Annotated in this window: 17 protein-coding genes; 3 read left to right on the top strand and 14 right to left on the bottom strand. The window is 71.8% G+C overall.

The window, feature by feature from the left end; all coding sequences use genetic code 11:
- Positions 1–228: 228 nt before the first annotated feature.
- The 7 genes from KGD84_RS05860 to KGD84_RS05830 form a co-directional block, all read right to left on the bottom strand.
- Positions 229–807: a trifolitoxin immunity protein gene (locus KGD84_RS05860; RefSeq protein ID WP_220565076.1), complete on the bottom strand. Its 579-nt coding sequence runs from the start codon at positions 805–807 to the stop codon at positions 229–231.
- 11 nt (positions 808–818) lie between these two features.
- Positions 819–1,250, bottom strand: coding sequence for a DUF6912 family protein (locus tag KGD84_RS05855; protein ID WP_220565075.1), 432 nt, complete (start codon positions 1,248–1,250; stop codon positions 819–821).
- 49 nt (positions 1,251–1,299) lie between these two features.
- The gene (locus KGD84_RS05850; RefSeq protein WP_220565074.1) at positions 1,300–1,947 is read right to left on the bottom strand and encodes an HAD family hydrolase; all 648 of its coding nucleotides are present in this window, start codon (positions 1,945–1,947) and stop codon (positions 1,300–1,302) included.
- 121 nt (positions 1,948–2,068) lie between these two features.
- Positions 2,069–3,676, bottom strand: coding sequence for a glycoside hydrolase family 3 protein (locus KGD84_RS05845; RefSeq protein WP_220565073.1), 1,608 nt, complete (start codon positions 3,674–3,676; stop codon positions 2,069–2,071).
- A 108-nt stretch (positions 3,677–3,784) separates the two neighbouring features.
- A complete protein-coding gene (locus KGD84_RS05840) occupies positions 3,785–4,273 on the bottom strand; it encodes a PTS sugar transporter subunit IIA (RefSeq protein WP_220565072.1) in 489 nt (162 codons plus the stop codon).
- Positions 4,274–4,377: 104 nt separating this feature from the next.
- Positions 4,378–4,617 (bottom strand): PTS sugar transporter subunit IIB, encoded by a 240-nt coding sequence (locus KGD84_RS05835; RefSeq protein WP_220565071.1) that lies wholly within the window; start codon positions 4,615–4,617, stop codon positions 4,378–4,380.
- Between the two features lie 100 nt (positions 4,618–4,717).
- Positions 4,718–5,761 (bottom strand): SIS domain-containing protein, encoded by a 1,044-nt coding sequence (locus KGD84_RS05830; RefSeq protein WP_220565070.1) that lies wholly within the window; start codon positions 5,759–5,761, stop codon positions 4,718–4,720.
- A 266-nt stretch (positions 5,762–6,027) separates the two neighbouring features.
- On the opposite strand from KGD84_RS05830, the gene KGD84_RS05825 reads away from it, so the two are divergent.
- Together KGD84_RS05825 and KGD84_RS05820 are read left to right on the top strand one after the other, a co-directional pair.
- Positions 6,028–6,765 (top strand): GntR family transcriptional regulator, encoded by a 738-nt coding sequence (locus tag KGD84_RS05825; protein ID WP_220565069.1) that lies wholly within the window; start codon positions 6,028–6,030, stop codon positions 6,763–6,765.
- A 48-nt stretch (positions 6,766–6,813) separates the two neighbouring features.
- A complete protein-coding gene (locus tag KGD84_RS05820) occupies positions 6,814–8,193 on the top strand; it encodes a PTS transporter subunit EIIC (protein WP_220565068.1) in 1,380 nt (459 codons plus the stop codon).
- Between the two features lie 339 nt (positions 8,194–8,532).
- Here KGD84_RS05820 and secA read toward each other — a convergent pair whose 3' ends face one another.
- The gene (gene secA, locus KGD84_RS05815; protein WP_220565067.1) at positions 8,533–11,376 is read right to left on the bottom strand and encodes a preprotein translocase subunit SecA; all 2,844 of its coding nucleotides are present in this window, start codon (positions 11,374–11,376) and stop codon (positions 8,533–8,535) included.
- Between the two features lie 570 nt (positions 11,377–11,946).
- Here secA and KGD84_RS05810 point away from each other — a divergent pair.
- Positions 11,947–12,486, top strand: coding sequence for a hypothetical protein (locus KGD84_RS05810; RefSeq protein WP_260697190.1), 540 nt, complete (start codon positions 11,947–11,949; stop codon positions 12,484–12,486).
- A 79-nt stretch (positions 12,487–12,565) separates the two neighbouring features.
- Here KGD84_RS05810 and hpf read toward each other — a convergent pair whose 3' ends face one another.
- From hpf to mtrA, 6 genes are all read right to left on the bottom strand, one after another.
- Positions 12,566–13,240, bottom strand: a complete 675-nt coding sequence (gene hpf, locus KGD84_RS05805) for a ribosome hibernation-promoting factor, HPF/YfiA family (protein ID WP_220565065.1) — start codon at positions 13,238–13,240, stop codon at positions 12,566–12,568.
- Between the two features lie 677 nt (positions 13,241–13,917).
- Positions 13,918–14,658 carry a ComF family protein gene (locus tag KGD84_RS05800; RefSeq protein WP_220565064.1) on the bottom strand — a complete coding sequence of 247 codons (741 nt, stop codon included), beginning with the start codon at positions 14,656–14,658 and terminating at the stop codon, positions 13,918–13,920.
- A gap of 81 nt (positions 14,659–14,739) precedes the next feature.
- Entirely contained in the window at positions 14,740–15,159 is a 420-nt protein-coding gene (locus KGD84_RS05795; RefSeq protein WP_220565063.1) for an SgcJ/EcaC family oxidoreductase, read from the bottom strand.
- A gap of 317 nt (positions 15,160–15,476) precedes the next feature.
- The gene (locus KGD84_RS05790; RefSeq protein ID WP_255647078.1) at positions 15,477–17,369 is read right to left on the bottom strand and encodes an LpqB family beta-propeller domain-containing protein; all 1,893 of its coding nucleotides are present in this window, start codon (positions 17,367–17,369) and stop codon (positions 15,477–15,479) included.
- Positions 17,366–19,111: an MtrAB system histidine kinase MtrB gene (gene mtrB / locus KGD84_RS05785; RefSeq protein WP_220565062.1), complete on the bottom strand. Its 1,746-nt coding sequence runs from the start codon at positions 19,109–19,111 to the stop codon at positions 17,366–17,368. Before mtrB ends, KGD84_RS05790 begins: the two co-directional genes overlap by 4 nt.
- Positions 19,112–19,127: 16 nt before the next feature.
- Positions 19,128–19,805, bottom strand: coding sequence for an MtrAB system response regulator MtrA (gene mtrA / locus KGD84_RS05780; protein WP_073376517.1), 678 nt, complete (start codon positions 19,803–19,805; stop codon positions 19,128–19,130).
- Positions 19,806–19,910: the final 105 nt, after the last annotated feature.

Here is a 19,910-nt window from a genome sequence, read left to right as displayed (position 1 = left end):
TGCCAGGTCGGCAGCCGAAGGGGGAACCTCTCCCGCGGTCCATCCCCGCGTGCGCGGGGCTTGCGTGCCCGACATGAGGAAGTTCTCGTAGAACCCCGGTCCATCCCCGCGTGCGCGGGGCTTGCAGTTAATGACCTGGGACAACGCGGCGCGTTATCTCTCCGAGACCTTCCCAGGAGGGCGGCGTCCCGCGTTCGATAGTCAGCGTGGCAGGTACGGAGCGCGGGCTCAAGGGGCGGCCAAGGTCTCCCGGTGGGCGGTGACCCAACGGTGGGCGGCACAGGCCTCGGCGACGGCTCCGCGCTCCACGAACGCGCGGAGGGCGGCGTCGCCCCGGGCGGCTCCCTCTTCAATGCCGTCGGCGGTGAGGGTCTGCCACCAGAGGACGCGGTCCACCAGGGCACCCTGCGGGTCCGGCAGGCCGTAGGCATCGCGAACCGCCGCGATGGCGCGGGCCGAGGCCCCGGCCTCAGCAGTCGGCCCCAGGCCGAGGAACTGCCGGCACAGGTGCGCCATGAAGGCCACCGGCCGTCCCCCGCGGAACACCGTGTTCTTCGGCGCGATGTCGTTGTGGCAGACGGCTTCCGCACCCGCCGCGAGCGGTGTCCCCTCGGTGAGGTCGTGGAACCCGCGCAGGAGGCGGGCCGCCGCCACCGCCCCCGGCAGGTACTCCAGGACCTCGTCCCCGTCCTCGAGGCCGAGGTGGCGGGGCGCCCCCGGCCAGGACTCGAGGTGGGCGAGGAGCGCGCGGACGAACGGGCTGCCGGGCCCGGCGGGCCGGCGGACCGTGCCCCCGTCATGAACCACTCCGCCCGGCATCAGGCGAGGAGGTGGCGCAGCTCCTGGAGCGCGTACCACATGAGCTCGTGGTCGTCCGCGGCGCCGGAGTCCGGGTCGGCCACCGCTGCGGCGACGTCCGGGGCGGCGGCCTCGTCGTCGATGTGCGCGGAGGCCAGGCGCTTGTACGGGATCGAATCGCCGGTGATGCGGACGCGGACCACGTCCGGTCCCTCTCGCCCCTCCTCCTCGACCAGGTGGTCGGCCAGGTTCGCGACGAGCACGACGCGGCGGCGGGGGGCCGCGGGGTCCTGCGCCAGGAGGCGCAGCGACTCCTCGGCGGCCGCGTACATCGCCTCGTACTCCGCCTCCTCGTCGTCGGTGTCCGCCGCGAACGCCACCGGCACCCGGACCCTCCCCTCGTCGAGGACGGTCGCGAGGGCGGGGAGGGTGCTGGGCAGGAAGACGTACATCGCGGCTCTCCGGAAGGTGGGACGGTCACCCTGAAGTCTGCCGCACCCGTCAGGCGGCTTCGCGGTCCGCCGTGAGGAAGCTCCGCAGTTCGCGCGTGGTCGTCGCCACGTCGGTGTGCAGGATGCCGGTCATCCCGAGCTCCTCGGCCGTACGGACGTTGTGCTCCAGGTCGTCGATGAACACGCACTCCTGGGGCCGCAGCCCCATCCGTTGGCAGGTGTGCAGGTAGATGCGCGGTTCCGGCTTGCGCATTCCCACCTCGCCGGAGATGACCACCTCGTCGAAGGTGGTGACGAAGTGCTCGCGCGGGTAGCCGTTCCCCCACGAGTTGGACAGGAGCGCCGTGCTCGCGCCCGAACGGCGGGCGTCGCGGAGCGCCTCGTACATGTCGTGAACCGGGGCGAAGGAGGCGAACATGCGCTCGATCAGGCCTTCGGCGATCACCGGTCCCCCGTGGGTGGAGCGCAGCAGCGACGCCAGGTCGCGCTCGAAGAGCGCGGTGTCGATCTCCCCGCGCTCCAGCGCGTGCACGGGGTTGTCGTCGACCAGGCTGCCGTCGAAGTACGGGGTCATGACCTCGTAGTAGTGCGCGGCGTCGATCCGGTCGGCGGCCAGCCAGGCCCGGATCCCGTCCGGGAGCGGGGGTGTGAGCACGCCTCCCCAGTCGGAGATGACTCCTCGGCGGATGCCGTCCATCCGATCCCCTCCATCCGTGTCGTCGTATCACCCGACCTCGGATGCCCGGGATCGGGCGGGCAACGGTTCTTCCCGTTCCCCGCCCGTTTCAACCCTTCCGCCCGATCGCTCGCCCCGGCCCCTAGTAGGACAGGCCCGCGCCGAACTCGGCCGTGTCGGGGATCGACACCGGGAGCGTCCCAGTGGGCTCCACCTCCCCCGCGATGACCCGGGCGGCGGCCGCCAGGGACGCGTCGACGGCGGAGTAGACGGCGACGAACCCGTCCACGTCCGAGGAGGCCAGCGAATACGGTCCGCCCTGGGACACGGCGACGGTGGGCGCCGTGGAGCGTCCGACCGGCGCCGTGTTGGTGCCCACGATCACCGCGTCGGCGTCACCGGTGACGACTTCGAGCCCCGCCTCGGTGAGCGCGGCGGCGAGCCGGTCGGCATTGGTGCCCTCGACGCGCACCCGGGCGCCGGGGGCGAGCGGGAGGACCCCGTCGGTGTTGCGCAGCACGGTGGCGGAGGCGTCCGCCACGCGCTGGGCGGCCTCGGCGTGCTCCGGGTCGGACACGGCCTCCTCGGCCGCCGCCGGATCGACCGGGTCCGCCTCCAGGATGCCGCGCTTCTCCTTGAGGGAGAGGACGCGCAGCACGGATTCGTCGATGCGCTCCTCGGTGAGGCGCCCCTCCTCGACGGCCGCCTTGATCGCGGCGACCGCGGCGGCGGGGTCCGGCGGCATCAGTAGCTGGTCCACGCCCGCCTCCAGGGCCAGGACCGCGTTCTCCCCGTCGGAGTGGCGCTGCCGCACGCCCTCCATGTTGAGGGCGTCGGTGGTGACCACGCCCTCGTAGCCGAGCTCGTCGCGCAGGATGCCGCCGATGATCTCCGACGACAGGGTGGCGGGCTCGTCCGGGTCCAGCTGCGGCATGAGCACGTGGGCGGTCATGACCGCGTCCACGCCCGCCTCGACCGCGGCGCGGAACGGCGGCAGGTGCTCGGCCTCCCACCGGTCGCGCGGCAGGTCGATGACGGGCAGCCCGGTGTGGCTGTCCACGTCGGTGTCGCCGTGCCCCGGGAAGTGCTTGACGACGGGGACGATCCCCTGCCCGGCGTAGGCGTCGGCCTCGGCGAGCGCCATCTCGGAGACCAGGTCGGGCTCGGAGCCGAACGAGCGGATGCCGATCACCGGGTTGGCCGGGTCGGTGTTGACGTCGGCGTCGGGCGCGTAGTTGAGGTTGATCCCCAGGGCGGCCAGCTCGGTGGCGGTCGTCGTGGCGCGTAGCGCCGCCAGCTCGGGGTCGCGGGTGGCGCCGACGGCCATGGCGTCGGGGAAGCGGGTGCCGACCGGCAGCCGCACCACGAGCCCCTGCTCCTGGTCCACGCCGACGAACAGCGGGGTCGGGGAGAGCTCCTGGACCCCGTTGGAGAACTCGGCGATCTGGGCGGCGCCGGTGAGGTTGGCGTCGAAGTAGATGATGCCGCCAGGGCGGTACGCCTCGATCTGGGCGGCGTTGTCGGCGGCCGTCGTGCCCTGGGCGGTGAGCACCAGGAGCTGGCCGATCTTGGCGTCCAGGTCCATCTCCGCGAGCAGGCGCGGGGCCAGGACCGGCTCGAAGGGCGGCTCGGACGGCGACGGTTCTTCGCGTGGCGAGGTGTCCTCCTCCTGGGGTGCCGTGGTGCAGGCCGTGAGGGCGAGCAGGGCGATTCCCGCGCAGGCCAGGACTCGGGTGACGGGGCTTCTCATGTGGGACTTCATCTCCGGCGGATCGCTGGTCCGCCGGAGACTACCCCCTCGGCGGGGGTGGTCGGAACACCACGACCGACGCGCGGCGCGGCGCACCGGCCGTGGTGTTCAGGCCCAGGTGAAGAGGGTCTCGCCGTTGTCCACACCGCCCTCGGCGACGGATCCCAGGTCGCCGGGCGCGGCGTCCAGGGCGACGACCGGGACCACCGCGGGGAGCCCGCGCGCGGCCACCGACCCCGGAGACCAGCGCACGACGGGCGTGCCCGCCGTCACCTCGGCACCCTCCCCGAGCAGGAGCGTGAACCCCTCGCCCTTGAGTTTGACCGTGTCGATGCCCAGGTGGACGAGCACGCCCCGGCGCTGGTCGGGCGCCATCACCACGAAGGCGTGGGGGTGCAGTTTGACGAGGGTGCCGTCGATGGGGGCGGTGACCTCCTGGGTGCCCTCCTGCCCGCCCTCCTGGCCGGGCTCGGGGTGGACGGCGACACCGGGCCCCACCATCCCCTGGGAGAACACCGGGTCGGGCACCGTCTCCAGGGGGAGGGCGGTGCCGCGGACGGGGGACGACACGCTGAGGGATCCGTTGAGGTCTGGCATGGGGGCTCTCTTCCCTGTCAGGGGGATTTCATCCGGACCGACGGGAAACGGGCCTGCGTTCCACCCGTCGCCCGGCGCGGTGTCCGCCGTCGCGGCCGCCCGCGCTACCCGTCGATGATGTCCCGGATGTCGTCGGTGAGGGAGTCGGCCTCGGGGCCGACGACCACCTGGACGACGTTGCCGGAGATCAGGACGCCGTGCGCCCCGGTGTTCTTCAGGGCCTGCTCGTCCACCAGCGACGCGTCGGAGACCTCGGTGCGCAGGCGGGTGATGCACGCCTCGATGTCCTCGATGTTGCCCGCGCCGCCCAGACCCGCGACGATCGCCGCTGCCTTGTCCGCCATGTGTCGTCCTCCTGCTGTGCCGTGGGGACCGCTACGTCCCCGTGGGGGGAGCTTAGGGCTCCGGGACCCGGGGCGCCAGGCACCGGGTCCCGGGCGCGGCTCAGGCCGTCTGGGTGACCTTGTTGAGGCCCCGGGGGACGTCCGGGTTGTAGCCCAGGCGCCGGGCCAGCCGCTCGGTGAGGAGCTGGGCGGGGACGATGAGGTTCATCGGGGAGACCCACTCGGGCACGTCCGGGACGGGGACGGACAGGTCGCTGGCCGCGGCCAGGGCGGACCCGCCGCCGAAGCCGAACACCGGGGCGCCGGCCGAGCGGGCCCGCTCGGCCAGGGCGACCGTGCCCGCGAGGGTGGGGCCGTCGGGGGCGGCCACCAGCAGCGCCGGGGTGCGCGGGTCGACGACCGCGATCGGGCCGTGCAGCAGGTCGGCGTAGGACAGGCCCATGGCGTGCAGGTAGCAGGCCTCCTTCAGCTTGAGGGCGGCCTCCAGGGCGGTGGAGAAGGCCATGCCGCGCCCGGAGATCACCGCCCCCTGCACCGCGACCATGCGCTCGACGATCTCCTCCAGGGAGTCGGTGGGCGCGGCGAGGGTCTCCTCGATGGCGTCGGGCACCCGGTCCAGGTCGGCGGGGTCCAGGTCGGCGCCCAGGCCCAGGGCCAGCACCGCGAGGGCGGCGAGCTGGGTGTTGTAGGTCTTGGTGGCGGGCACCGCGACCTCGTTCCCGGCCCGGGTGACCAGGGCGACGTCGGCCTCGGCGGCCAGCGGGGAGTCGGCGCCGTTGGTGACGCCCACGGTGCGGGCGCCGCAGTCGGCGGCCCAGCGCATCGTCTCGACGATCTCCTCCGTCTTGCCGGACTGGGAGATGGCCACGGCCAGGACGTCGGACAGGTCGATCTTGGAGCCGTAGGCGGTGGCGATGGAGGGCGAGCCCAGGGTGGCCAGCCGTCCGGCGTGGGCCTGGAGGAGGTAGCTCCCGTACACCGCGGCGTTGTCGGAGGAACCGCGGGCGATGAAGAGCACGTGCTTGGTGGCGCGTCCCAGGGCCGCGATCTCCGAACGGAGCGGGAGCAGCTCCGCGAAGGTGCGGCGCAGCGCGTCGGGCTGCTCGGCGATCTCGGAGCGCATCACGCTCGTCGTGGTGGTCATGAGGGCCTTCCCTGCTCGTGCCGGGTGCCCGGCACTCCCGTGAAGTGGTGCGAACCGCCTGCCGTTGGGTGGATTGACACGCGGACAGAGCTATGGTCTAGTCCGGACTATACCAGTGGCTCCGGGATTGTCCCGATACCCGGGGTACAGGAGGATGTATCCCGCGCTCACGGAGCCACCGCGTCACAGGAGACCCGACCACCACCGAACCGGGAGCGCACCGCACCACCCCGACCCGTCGCCGACCGAGAAGGCCACCCGCACCCATGCCGATCGACCCCAGCAACCCGCTGCCGAAGTACGTCCAACTCCGCGACCTGCTCCTGGACTGGATCACCGAGGCCGGACTGGGCGTGGACGACATGATCCCCTCAGAGCGGGAGCTGAGCGCCTCCTACGGTCTTTCCCGCATGACCGTCCGCCAGACCATCGACCTGATGGTCTCGGAGGGGCGGCTGTACCGGGTCCCCGGCAAGGGGACCTTCATCGCACGTCCCAAGATCGAGATGTCCCTGGTCCTGGCCTCGTTCAGTGAGGACATGCGCGCCCGCGGGTACGAGCCCGGGGCGCGCGAGCTCATCCGCCAGGTCATCCCGGCCAGCGGGCACACCGCCCGCATGCTCGACATCGAGCCGGGCACCCTGGTGCACCACATCGAGCGGATGCGCACCGCCGACGACGAACCCATGGCCGTGGAGCGCTCCAACATCCCCGCGGCCATGGTCCCCGGTCTCGAGGACTTCGACCTCGCCGAACGCTCTCTGTACGAGGTCCTGGAAAACGAGTACGACATCCTGTTGGATTCCGGGGAACAGACCATCGAGGCCGGGATCTGCGACTCGGCCGACTCCCGCCTCCTGGGCCTGCCCGCTGGAAGCCCGGTGCTGGTGATGCAGCGCCGCAGCTTCACCAAGGGACAGTGCGTCGAACTGGCCCTGTCCACCTACCGCGCCGACCGCTACCAGCTGCACTCGCGGCTGGACCCGCGCCGGCACGGCGACTGACCCACCCCCGCGCCCACAAGGCGCAGGTCCGAGGGAAGGACCCCCCCTTTGAGTTCGGACAACACACCGGCCACGGCAGCCGCGGCCGGTACCCCCAAACGCTCCTCCTCCGCGCTGGCCACCCTGCAGCGCTTCGGCCGCAGCCTGATGATGCCCATCGCGGTCCTGCCCGCGGCGGCCATCCTCCTGCGGCTGGGGCAGAACGACCTGCTCGGTGCCGACGGCCTGGCCTCGATCAACGGCCTGGCCTGGATGCAGCGGGTCGCGGACGTGGTGGGAGCCGCGGGCGACTCCCTGTTCCAGGCGATGCCGCTGCTGTTCGCGGTCGGCGTCGCCATCGGGTTCGCCAAGCGCGCCGACGGGTCGACCGCCCTGGCCGCAGTGGTGGGCTACCTCGTCTTCGACCGGGTGTCGAAGCTGCTCTTCTTCCAGGGCGGCAGCGAGGTCGGTGAGCGGGTCACCCTCGAATCGGGCGGCGAGTTCATCGTCAACTGGGGTGCCAAGAACCCGAGCGACGTGCTCGGCGGCATCGTCATCGGCCTCCTGTCGGCGTGGCTGTGGCAGCGCTACTACCGGATCAAGCTCCCGACCTGGCTGGGCTTCTTCGGCGGGCGCCGCTTCGTCCCCATCCTCATGGCGGGCGTGGGCATCCTGGTGGCCGTGGCGTTCGGGCTCATCTGGCCGCTGATCGGCTCCCTGATCAACTCCCTCGGCGAGTGGATCATCGGGCTGGGCGCGGTCGGGGCCGGGATCTACGGCGTGATCAACCGCCTGCTGCTGCCGCTGGGACTGCACCACATCGTCAACTCGGTCGTGTGGTTCGTGTTCGGCTCCTACACCGACCCCGAGACGGGCGACGTGTACCTGGGCGAGATCAGCCGCTACCTGGCCGGGGACCCGGACGCGGGCGGCTTCCTGTCGGGCTTCTTCCCGGTGCTGATGTTCGGCCTGCCGGGTGCGGCGCTGGCGATCTGGCGCTGCGCCCACCCCTCGCAGCGCACCAACATCGGCGGCCTCATGATCGCCGCGGCGCTGACGGCCTTCGTCACCGGCATCACCGAGCCGATCGAGTTCGCGTTCATCTTCATCGCCCCGGTCCTGTTCGGCGTGCACATCGTGCTGACCGGCATCTCGATGGCGGTGCTCAACGCCCTGGACACCCAGTTGGGCTTCGGGTTCTCGGCGGGCCTGATCGACCTGTTGCTCAACGCCACGAAGTCCAATACGCAGGGCCTGTGGATCATCCTCGCGATGGGCGTGGCGTACTTCTTCCTCTACTACTTCGTGTTCATGTTCCTCATCAAGAAGATGAACCTGCCCACCCCGGGCCGCGAACCGGCGGAGGGAGCCGAGGCGGCCGCCTCCGCGGGCGCCGACGACCCCGGCGGGCCCGCCCCGAAGCGGTCGGGCTCCGGGGACGGGGACTGACCGGTCCGTCCGCGGCGCGGGCCCGCACCCTCCCGGGTGCGGGCCCGCGCCCGTTCACGCCGCAGGTCCACCCCCCGCGCCCCGACCTCGGCGGCACACCCGGGGTGGGGCAGCGGCCTTCCTGTCAGCCAACGCCTCTCAGGCCGCCCTCCGGGGGCGGCGGAGGCGCACCCCGTCCGGGAGCGCCCACCGACCGCGGGGGCGCAATCTGGGCGGCCGACTTCCCGTCGGCGACCACTTCCCGGACCGCCCTCCGGGAGCGGCGGCACGCCCGGGGCGGGAACACGTGTGGGCGCGGTCCCCTCGGGGAGCGCGCCCACAGGCGTGTTTCAGCGACGGCTACCGGTTGGCCGGGTCACCGTGGCACTTCTTGAACTTCTTGCCGGAGCCGCAGGGGCACGGCGCGTTGCGGGAGACGCCCGCGTACTCGTCGTTCTCCTCGCTGTGGCGCTCGACGGAGCCGTCCTCGCTCGGCGCGGAGTACTGGAGGCGGCTGGGCTGCCCCTCCCCGAAGCCCGGGACCACCACGTCCTCGGCGGCATCGGCCTCCTCGGTGGGCGCCTCGGCCTCGGCGGCCTCCGCGTCCTCGTCCACGGCGGTGGCCACGGCCCCGGCACCGGAGCTCCCGCCCACGGTCGCGGCCGTGGTGGCGGCCGCGGCGGCGGTGAGCTTGGGCTCCTCCTTCTTGCGGACCTGCACCTCGAGGTTGAAGAGGTAGCCGACCGACTCCTCCTTGATGGCCTCCAGCATCTGCTGGAACATGTCGAAGCCCTCGCGCTGGAACTCGATCAGCGGGTTGCGCTGGGCCATCGCGCGCAGGCCGATGCCCTCCTGGAGGTAGTCCATCTCGTAGAGGTGCTCGCGCCACTTGCGGTCCATGACCTGGAGGATGATGCGGCGCTCGACCTCGCGCATCGCCTCCTCGCCCAGCTCGGACTCGCGGGCGTCGTAGGCGGCGAGGGCGTCCTCGACCACCCGGTCGGCGATGAGCTGACCGGTGAGGGTGTGCAGGTCGCCGTTCTCCTCGATGAACTCGTCCACCGTGAAGCTGATCGGGTAGACCTGCTTGAACGCGCGCCACAGCTTGTCGAGGTCCCAGTCGGCCGGGTCGCCCTCGGCGGTCTCCTCCGTGACGTAGCCGCGCAGGACCTCCTCCAGCATGACCAGCACCTGGTCGCGCAGGTCCTGGCCCTCCAGGACCTTGCGGCGCTCGGCGTAGATGACCTTGCGCTGCCGGTTGAGGACCTCGTCGTACTTGAGGACGTTCTTGCGGATCTCGAAGTTCTGGGTCTCGACCTGGCCCTGGGCGGAGGCGATCGCCTTGCTGACCATGCCGGACTCGATGGGCTGGTCGTCCGGGATGTTCAGCTGGTTCATGAACACCTCCAGACGGCTGCTGTTGAACAGGCGCAGCAGGTCGTCCTGGAGGGACAGGTAGAAGCGGGACACACCCGGGTCGCCCTGGCGGCCGGAGCGGCCGCGCAGCTGGTTGTCGATGCGCCGGGACTCGTGCCGCTCGGTGCCGAGCACGTACAGGCCGCCGAGCTCGACGACCTTCTCGTGCTCCTCCTCGTACTCGGACTTGGCCTTCTCCAGCGCGTCCGGCCAGGCCGCCTCGTACTCCTCGGGCGTCTCCAGCGGGCTCAGGCCGCGCGCCTGGAGCTCCTCGTCGGCGAGGAAGTCCGGGTTGCCGCCCAGCATGATGTCGGTACCGCGTCCGGCCATGTTGGTGGCGACGGTGACCGCGCCGAGCTTGCCCGCGCGGGCGATGATCGCGGCCTCACGGGCGTGGTTCTTGGCGTTGAGGACCTCGTGCGGGACGCCCTCGCGCTTGAGCATCCGCGACAGCAGCTCGGACTTCTCGACGCTGGTGGTGCCGACGAGGACCGGCTGGCCCTCCTCGTGGCGCTCCGCGATGTCCTCGGCGACCGCCTGGAACTTGGAGTCCTCGTTCTTGTAGACGAGGTCCTTGACGTCCTCGCGGATCATCGGCTTGTTGGTGGGGATGGGCACCACGCCGACGCCGTAGGTCTGGTGGAACTCCGCGGCCTCGGTCTCGGCGGTACCGGTCATGCCCGCGAGCTTGTCGTAGAGGCGGAAGTAGTTCTGGAGCGTGATCTTGGCGAGCGTCTGGTTCTCGTCCTTGATCTTGACGCGCTCCTTGGCCTCGATGGCCTGGTGCATGCCCTCGTTGTAGCGGCGGCCCGCCAGGACGCGGCCGGTGAACTCGTCGACGATGAGGACCTCACCGTCCTTGACGATGTACTCCTTGTCGCGGCGGTACAGCTCCTTGGCCTTGAGGGAGTTGTTGAGGAAGCTGATCAGCGGGGTGTTGACGGCCTCGTAGAGGTTGTCGATGCCCAGCCAGTCCTCGACCTTGGCCACACCGGACTCGGTGATGCCGACCGTGCGCTTCTTCTCGTCGACCTCATAGTCCGTGTCCCGCTTGAGGCGGGGCGCGATCTTGGCGAACTCGCCGTACCAGCGGGAGTTCTGCTCGGAGGGGCCGCTGATGATGAGCGGGGTGCGCGCCTCGTCGATGAGGATCGAGTCGACCTCGTCGACGAGGGCGAAGAAGTGGCCGCGCTGGACGGTGTCCCGCAGGGACAGCGCCATGTTGTCGCGCAGGTAGTCGAAGCCGAACTCGTTGTTCGTGCCGTAGGTGATGTCGGCCTGGTAGGCCTTGCGGCGCTCGGCCGGGGTCATGTTGGGGCTGACCACGCCGACCTCGAGGCCGAGGAAGTGGTAGATGCGGCCCATGTTCTGGGCGTCGCGCTTGGCCAGGTAGTCGTTGGTGGTGACGACGTGGACGCCCTTGCCCGCGAGCGCGTTGAGGTAGACCGCGAGGGTACCGGTCAGGGTCTTGCCCTCACCGGTCTTCATCTCGGCGATGTTGCCCAGGTGGAGCGCGGCACCGCCCATGAGCTGGACGTCGAAGTGGCGCTGGCCCAGGGTGCGCTTGGCGGCCTCGCGGACGGTGGCGAACGCCTCCGGGAGGAGGTCGTCGAGGGACTCGCCGTCCTCGTGGCGTTCCTTGTACTCCCGGGTGAGGTCCCGGAGCTCCTCGTCGGAGAGGTCGACGTACTCGTCCTCGAGCGAGTTGATCTGGTCCTTCAGCTTGTTGAGCCGGCGCAGGATCTTTCCCTCACCCGCGCGCAGGAGCTTGCTGAGTATCCCTGGCACTTCCTATGCGCTCCTCGCAGATCGCGGTTGGCTCCACGGCACGCGTGGAGATCAGATCTAGGCCCGCTGACCGCTGTCCCGTGGCCGCGGAGGGCGGCGGGGGGTCCCTGGGCCCTCGGGCCTACATCCTAGAGGACGTGCACCCTGTACCCGGTCCGCTCGGCAACGGAGGGACGGGAGGCCCTTTCCCCCAGGTGAACGATCGAAACAGCGGAGAATGTTCCCCTCGCACGTACGGGCGCCCAGGTGCCGTGCGCGCCCGGCGCCGGAGATTCACACCGTTTTCCAACCGTCGCGGGCGGACGGGCCGCGCGGGCGCGCCCGCCGGAACCCCCGTCCGGTGGACAGCCCCCGTCCGGTGGCACCCGCGGCGGACGGACGGTCGGGGCGGGGCGGGGCGGGACAGGACCGGGCATCGTGCCCGGTGCCGGGGAGCGGAGACCCGGTCGGCGGGGGCGGCGGGCCCGGCGGGCCGCGTTCATCCACCGGATCCGGGTAGACCCTTCGATAGACGCCCGGCCCGTGCCGGAGCGGCCGGGCTGACGACATGAGCGTTCAGGGGGGACCGCCATGCGAACCGGTGAAGGGCCCGAGAGGGCGCAGACCGCGGAGAACGGGGCTCCATCGCCCCGCACACCCGTGGAGGTGCTCGACGACCTGATCGAGAGACGGCGGCACCCGTCGTCGTCCGACCCCAGCCTGGGCTGGGAACAGCACCATCCCGACGACGAGCAGCGTTTCGGCCGCATCCGGGGCTTCCAGCGCCAGGGCGGCAGCCTGGCGCCGACCGGACGGCACCGGGGCCGGGCCGGGTCCTGGGTGGTGGTGGCACTGGCCGTGGCCGGGGCCGTCGTGGTCGCGATCGCCATCGTGCAGGGGATGCCCGTGTGGCTGCTGGTGGTCGCCGGCGTGCTGTTCGCCGCGGCGCTGGTGCTGGCCGCGGTCACCCGCATCTTCGAGGACGTGGTGCTCGACGCCCCGTCGGTGGAGCCGGAGGAGCCGCACGGCGTCTCGCTGCACCGGATCCGCAAGGAACAGCGGCGCGAGCGCCGGGATGGGCTGAGGCAGCGGCGGCGCGGCCGGAGGGCGCGGGGCGCCACCGCCGTGTAGTCCGACCGGGCCCACGGGGGCGGCGGGCCGCGAGGCCCGCCGCCCCCGTGACCGCCTCGACCCTCGGGGAGGGGCCGGGTCAGTCGACGAGGCGGATGACCCCGTAGTTGAAGCCCTTACGCCGGTAGACGACGCTGGGCGCGTCCTTGACCTCGTCGTGGAAGAGGAAGAAGTCGTGTCCGACGAGCTCCATCTCCATCAGCGCCTGGTCGATGCTCATGGGCTTGGCCTGGTGGGACTTCTCCCGAACGATGAGGGGACCCTCCCCCTGGGTGTCGAGCTCGACGAACTCGTCCGAGAAGCCCGCCCGTCCGGCACCGGAGTCGGCGTCCTCCTCCGTGCTGCGGCGGGCCGGGGGCGCCTGCACGATCGTGTCCTCGGGGGGCAGGTCTCCGGGCAGGTGCGCGGTGGCCGAGGAGACGGAGACGGGGGCCCGGGTGCCCCGGTGCACCTTGCGGCGGTCGGCGGCCTTGCGCAGGCGCGCCTCGATCTTGTCGATGGCCAGGTCCAGGGCGCCGTGCCGGTCCACGGCGGCCGCCTCGCTGCGAACGACGGGGCCGTTGCCGTTCGAGCGGATGGTGAGCTCGACGCGTTCCTTCACGTCGGCGAGCTTGGGATTGCGTTCCGTGGACACCTCCACATCGACGGTCATGCCCTTCTTCTCCCACTTGGAGAGCCTGTCGAGCTTGTTCTCGACGTGCTGTCGGAACTTGTCGCTCACACCGGTGCGTCGACCCTTGACGATGATGTCCATAGGACCCCCTTCATCGCGTGGCCGTCGGGAAGGTGACGGCCAGCCTGGCTTCTGCACCTTCCGTCGTTCGGGGGACGGAAGGGTCTCGCGCTGTCAGCCCCCTTCTGCGGGTGATCCGGTTCTGCGCGGATCACGTCTCGGTTGAAAGTGCGTATACCCACCGGGGACACGGTCATCACCCGTCCCACGCACATGATCGCGGGTAGCCCTGAACTGGGGAAAGGGACTTTCGTCGCGGCCGGGGGAAAAGCGGCACACGAGGGGTTCCCCGGGGGCTCGCCCGATGGCGAGGCCCCCGATGGGATGCCACCCGTCCGGCCGACCTGGTCTTCGTCCCCACATCCGCCTGCTGAGAGTGTCGCCGCTCTTGTCCGCGACTACTGCTCTTCTCCCTGTCGTGAGGGACATCGGGACCCTCCGCGGGGCAGGGCTTACCTCTAAGGCGCACCGTGATCGGTCGACGAAAAGTCGCCTTACGTGGGCCGTTTCGCCTGCGCCTGGCATCGGCTTGCCGGAGGAGTGCCCTGGTCTTCCCAGGAACACCGGAACTCCGACGCAACCACGGACCCGGACGGGTGCCATACGGTGACCGTAACCTGTCCTGGCGAGGATGTCAGGTGGCGACCCCGGCGCCAAGGCCCGGAAAAACACCGCGAACCCCTGTACACAAGGACTTTTCATGGTTTCGGGGGCGTTCGTAAAACCTTCTCTCCGTGGAACGGGGTCTCACCTCCGTCGGCCGTCGGAAGGCGCTCGGCGAGCACCACCGCACCGGCCACACGCAGCCCGGCGGCGCGCAGCGCGCGCGTCGCCTCGGCCAGTGTCGCGCCCGTGGTGACGACGTCGTCGACCACCACGGCACGGCGGCCGGCCGCCCACGCCGGGACCGGGTCCGCGCGGAACGCGCCCACCCGGTTGGCCAGCCGCTCCCGGCGGCCCAGGCCCGCCTGGCGCCGCACCCGGCCCCGGTGGCGCAGCAGCGGCAGGAGCGTTCCGCCGCGGTGCTCCCCGCAGGCCGCGACCGCGACCCGGGCCACCGGGGCGCGCGGATCGTGCGGCGGCCCGCGCCCGGGGATCGGCACCAGCAGGGTGTCGATGCCGACGAGACCGCTCGCCTCGCAGACCGCCGCCAGGCGCCCGCCCCACACGCGGGCCAGTGTGTCGTCGCCCTCCTTGTAGGCGAGCAGCACCCGGCGGTGCAGCCCGGCGTAAGGGCCGGCCGCCCAGACCGGCGGGCACCCCGGGCGCGGCGCGCACCGGTGCGGCCGCCGCACCAGCGCGTCGCGGCACATGGGGCACAGCGGCGCGCCGCCCCCGGCCGGTCCCGCGCACCCGGGGCAGGCCCGTGGGAGCAGCAGGTCCAGGAGCGCGTCCCGGATCCGCACGAGTGCCCTGACAAGGGCCTTCCCGACATCCATACTTCGAGGATCGGCGACCGGGGGCGGCCCCGCCACCCCCTCCCCGAACCTGTGGAAAACCCGGGCGGCGGGTGTCGGGTGTCAGGTGTCGATGATCTCGGTGTTCTGATTGGCGGTGAGCAACCAGCGGTCGCCCTCCTTGGTCATCACGTACATGGGGCTGCCCTGGTTGCCGATCTGCGCGCCGTCGGGGTCGCGGTAGGTCGCGCGGGCCTTGACCGCGGCGACGTCGGGCCGCAGGAACAGCACGTGCTCGACCTCGTAGAAGACCGTCCCCTCCTGCACGGAGCCCGGCAGGACCCTGCGCGTGAACGCGGCGATCTCGTCCCGGCCGAACAGCCGTTTGCCGTGCCCCGTGGTCCAGATCGCGTCCTCGCGGAACAGGCCGATGAACTCCTCGGGCAGCCTCTCGCGCTGGGAGTGTTCGAGCGCCGCGACCACCGCGCGCAGGCGCTCGGTCTCGGTCTCGCGGGTCATATCGTCCGGCTGTGTCGTGTCCATGACCCGAGCATCGAGCCTCAACTATGGTTGAGGTCAACCCCCGGGCGTCGACCAGTCCTCGGAGGCCGCCCCTGGGGGGGTCGGCCCCCGGCGGCCGCCGGATCAGCCCGGGAAGGTCGGGGAGCTGCCCTCCACCGCGGTGGTCGAGGTCGACCCCCGGGCGTCGACCAGTCCTCGGAGGCCGCCTCCGTGGGGGCGGCCCCGGATCAACCCGGAAAGGTCGGGGGCCGCCCTCCACCGCGGTGATCGAGGTCGACCCCCGGGCATCGACCGACCCTTGGAGGCCGTCCCCGGGGGGTCGGCCCCCGGCGGCCGGATCAGCCCGGGAAGGTCGGGGAGCTGCCCTCCACCGCGGTCTGCCAGTTCAGGCGGTCGTTGGAGATCCAGATGTTGCCGTCGTCGGTGCCCGCCACCAGGGGCTGGCCCGGCGCGCCGGAGATGGTGACCAGCCCGGTGACCGAGTTGCCGGCGCTGGAGGGCGGGGTGCCGCCGTCCAGGGCGACGAGGAACACCTGGTCGGTGCCGGCCTCGCGGCGGCCCAGCACGGCCAGCTGGTCGGCCGACCTCCAGGAGATCTCCGTGACCTCCTCCAGCTCACCGGCCAGGGGCACGAAGTCCTCCACCGACACCCGGCCGTCCTCGTCGGTGACCACCCGGCCCACCTTGAGCGAGCGCCGGCCGTCCACCTCGGTGACCACGGCGGCGCGCGCGCCGTCGCGGGACACCCGGAAGTGCACCAGGGACTCGTCGCGCAGGTCGCCGACGTCCACCCGGACCACCTCCTGGGCGTCGCGCAGCACCCAGACCGCGGAGGCCCCCGGCTCCGGCGGGGCCGGGTCCGCGAGCGTCTCGGGGTCGGCGGGGGGATCGGAGGGCTCCTCCTCGGACCCGTTCCCGGACCCGTCCCCCTCTCCGTCCCCGGGGTCGTCCTCCGGGCCGCCGGTCTCCTCGACCACCCACAGGTTCCCGTCGATGTCCCAGGACAGCTCGGTGAAGGCGCCCTTGTCGAGGACCTCCTCGACCGCGGCGCCGGGCGCGGAGGCGGAGGTCACGACCGTCTCGCCGCCCATGGTGATGCCCGCGACGGTGCTCTCGTCGATGGAGACGGCGAACCGCTCCAGGAGGACGTCGCCCGCGCCCAGCGGCCCCGGGACGCGCTCGGCGTCGCCGAAGACGTCGGTGTCCCACTCCGAGGCGGACCAGAGCTGCCCCTCGTGGGAGTAGTAGGCGCGCACCCCCGAGCGCAGCGCCCCCGGGCCGACCCCGTTCCAGAACGTGCTGGCGGGCCGGGGCCGGTCGGCGCTGTCGCCGTCGGCGGCCGCGAACGCCACCTCCTCGCCGTTCACGACCAGCGTGAACTCCTGCACGTCCGGGATCTGGCGCAGCGTCCAGGCGATCTGGGCGCCCAGCCGGAACTCGTCGATGTCGCCGACGCGGTCCAGCTCCACCACGACGCTCTCCGCGTCCACGGTCACGCCGACCCGGGAGTCCTCGGGGAACTCCGAGCGCACCGCGGGTCCCAGCCAGGAGGTCGGCCCCTCCCCCAGGCGCGCCAGCAGCCGCTCGGCCAGCCGGTCGGTGCTCACCGGGAGGTAGATCGGGTCGGGCACCAGGGAGGTGCCCTCCGGGTTGAAGTAGTACAGGTTGAACGGCCGGTGGGTGCGCTCCACGTCGAGCTGGCTGAGGATCAGGTCGTCGGGCAGGCTCTGGATCCGCCATTCGCCCTCGGGGTCGCCGTCCTCGCGGGCGAGCGTGAACGTCTCGTCCATCAGCGTCCCCGGGGTGCCGGGGCGGTACTTGCCGTCCTCGTCGATGGTGGCGACCAGCGGGGTGCGCATCCGCACGGTCGCGGTGAGCCCGTCCTCGGACACCTCGGTCTCCAGGTCCACGGTGTCCAGGTCGGTGAAGACCTTGACGGACCCGTCCGGGGACCATTCCCGGCCGGTGTCGGGCAGCATGTAGATGCGGGCCGCCCCGTGGTCCTCCTCGAAGCTGCCCATGTCCTTGAGGAAGCTGCCGACCAGCCCGTCCGGGTTCATGCCCGCCTGCGGGCCGGCGGGCAGCAGCCGCACGTAGCCGCCGTAGGGGTCGGCGCTGCCGTCGCCGCCCTCGCCCGGGACCACCGGGCCGGTCATCGGCACGCTGGCGCACGAGGTGAGGAACAGGCAGGACAGCGCGGAGGCGCCGAACACCAGGAGGTTTCTGCTCACGGGTGGTCCTCTCCCCCCTCACGGGGGTAGGCGCGGCCCAGCGAGAACTCCGGGGGCACCAGCGGCAGCGGGGAGCCGCGCAGCTCGGCGCCCGCGAGCCGGGGCAGGGACAGGCGGAACTGGGACCCCTGGCCGGGCATGCCCCACGCCTGGAGCCAGCCGCCGTGCAGGGCGGCGTCCTCCTTGGCGATGGACAGGCCCAGTCCGGTGCCCCCCGTGGTGCGCACCCGCGCCGGGTCGGCCCGCCAGAAGCGGTCGAAGCACAGGTGCTCCTCGCCCTCCTTGAGGCCGACGCCGTAGTCGCGCACGGCGACGGCGACGGCGTCGCGGTCGCCCGCGGCGGTGACCACCACGTCGCGCCCCTCGCTGTGCTCGATGGCGTTGACCACCAGGTTGCGCAGGATGCGGTTGATCCGCCGGGGGTCGTACTCGGCGACGCACGGGTCGGCGGGCAGCCGCATGACGACCTTGATGCCGCGCTTCTCGGCGATCTGCTCGGCGTCGCCGACCGCCTTCATCACGGCGTCGCGGATGTCGGAGGGCTCGGTCCCCAGGGTGGCCGCGCCCGCGTCGTGGCGGCTGATCTCGAGCAGGTCGGCGAGCAGTTCCTCGAACCGCTCCACCTGGCTCTGCAGCAGCTCGACCGAGCGGCGCATGGCGGGTTCGAGCTCGTCGCGGTCGTCGAAGAGCAGGTCGCCGGCCATCTTGATGGTGGTGAGCGGGGTCCGCAGCTCGTGGGAGACGTCGGAGACGAACTGGCGCTGGAGCTTGGACAGCTCCTCCAGCTCCTGGATCTTCTCCTGGAGGGTCCCGGCCATGTCGTTGAAGGACACGGCCAGGCGCGCCAGGTCGTCCTCGCCCTGGACGGTCATGCGCTCGGACAGGTCGCCCGCGGCCAGCCGCTCGGCGGACTGGGCGGCGGAGCGGACCGGCGAGACGACCTGGCGGGTGACGACGTAGGCGATGAGGCCTAGGAGGACGACCAGCAGCGCGCCGACCAGGACGACGGTGCGCTGGACCAGGTCGAGGATCTCCTGCTCGTGCTGGAGCGGGAAGACGTAGTACAGCTCGTAGGCGTGGGTGAGCTCGGCGCCCACGACCAGGGCGGGCTCCTCGGTGCCCTCCGCCTCGTTCATGATGCGCGCGTAGGTGTGGTACTGCTGGTCGCCCATCGAGTCGCCGACCTGGTCGATGAGCCGTTCCGGGACGCTCAGGTCGAGCTGCTTGTCCGGGGACTCCTCGCCCACCCAGCCGAGCTCGTCGTCCACGGATGGGAGGATGACGACCCCGTACAGGCCGGTGTCGCCGCTGCGCCCGGCGAGCTCGCTGACGATGTTGTACATCAGCCGGTCGCGGTCGCCGGTCTCGTTCTCCTGGATCTCGGCGAGCGCGTAGTTGAGCCCGGCGCGGTGGTCGTTGACCGCGGTGGCGATCTTGGCGTCCAGCAGCCCGCTGCGCACCTGGGAGATGAGCACGTAGCCCAGGCCGGCCATGACCACCAGGGACAGCACCAGGGTCGTGGAGATGACCCGCAGGTGCAGGGAGCGGCGCCAGTTGGTGTGGACGCCGCGGACCAGCGCGCGGGCCGCCCGCTGGGCGAACAGGTACGCGCGGGTGAGCCCGGAGTCGGCGTCCCGGGCATCACGTCGGCCCCCTCCGGACTCGGTTCGTCCGGAGGGCCGGGGCGGCCGCTCCCCCTCGGGGTCGGCCCCCCGCTGCTCCTCGGGTGCGGCTGCGGTCATGGGCGCTTCGTGCGGATCAGGCCGTACCGGCCTTGTAGCCGACACCGCGGACGGTCACGACGACCTCCGGGTGCTCGGGGTCCTTCTCGATCTTGGCGCGCAGGCGCTGCACGTGCACGTTGACCAGGCGGGTGTCGGCGGCGTGGCGGTAGCCCCAGACCTGCTCGAGCAGGACCTCGCGGGTGAACACCTGGCGCGGCTTGCGGGCCAGGGCGACCAGCAGGTCGAACTCCAGCGGGGTGAGGCTGATCTGCTCGCCGTCGCGGCGCACGGCGTGCCCGGCGACGTCGATGGTGATGTCGCCGATCTGGAGCACCTCGGGCGCGGGCTCCTCGGTGCGGCGCAGGCGCACGCGGATGCGGGCGACGAGCTCCTTGGGCTTGAACGGCTTGACGATGTAGTCGTCGGCGCCCGACTCCAGGCCCAGCACGACGTCGATGGTGTCGCTCTTGGCGGTGAGCATGACGATCGGCACGCCGGACTCGGCGCGGATCTGGCGGCACACGTCGATGCCGTCGGCGCCGGGCAGCATCAGGTCGAGGAGGACCAGGTCGGGCTTGGTCTCGCGGAAGGCCTCGAGGGCCTTGTCGCCGTCGTGGACGAACGAGGGCTCGAAGCCCTCGCCGCGCAGCACGATGCCGAGCATCTCTGCGAGGGCGAGGTCGTCGTCGACAACCAGTACACGTCCCTTCATCGGTGTGTCCGGCGCCGGGCGTCGGTCCCACCCTGTGGGGCGGAGTTCGCGGCGCCTACTCCTCTCTCCTCGGAAGAACACGAACGTCGTCGGTGCGGTCTACGG

It is taken from the genome of Nocardiopsis changdeensis (assembly GCF_018316655.1).
Classification (GTDB): domain Bacteria; phylum Actinomycetota; class Actinomycetes; order Streptosporangiales; family Streptosporangiaceae; genus Nocardiopsis; species Nocardiopsis changdeensis.
Note: the sequence above shows the minus strand (reverse complement) of the source record. Positions and strands in the feature narration are given on the sequence as shown.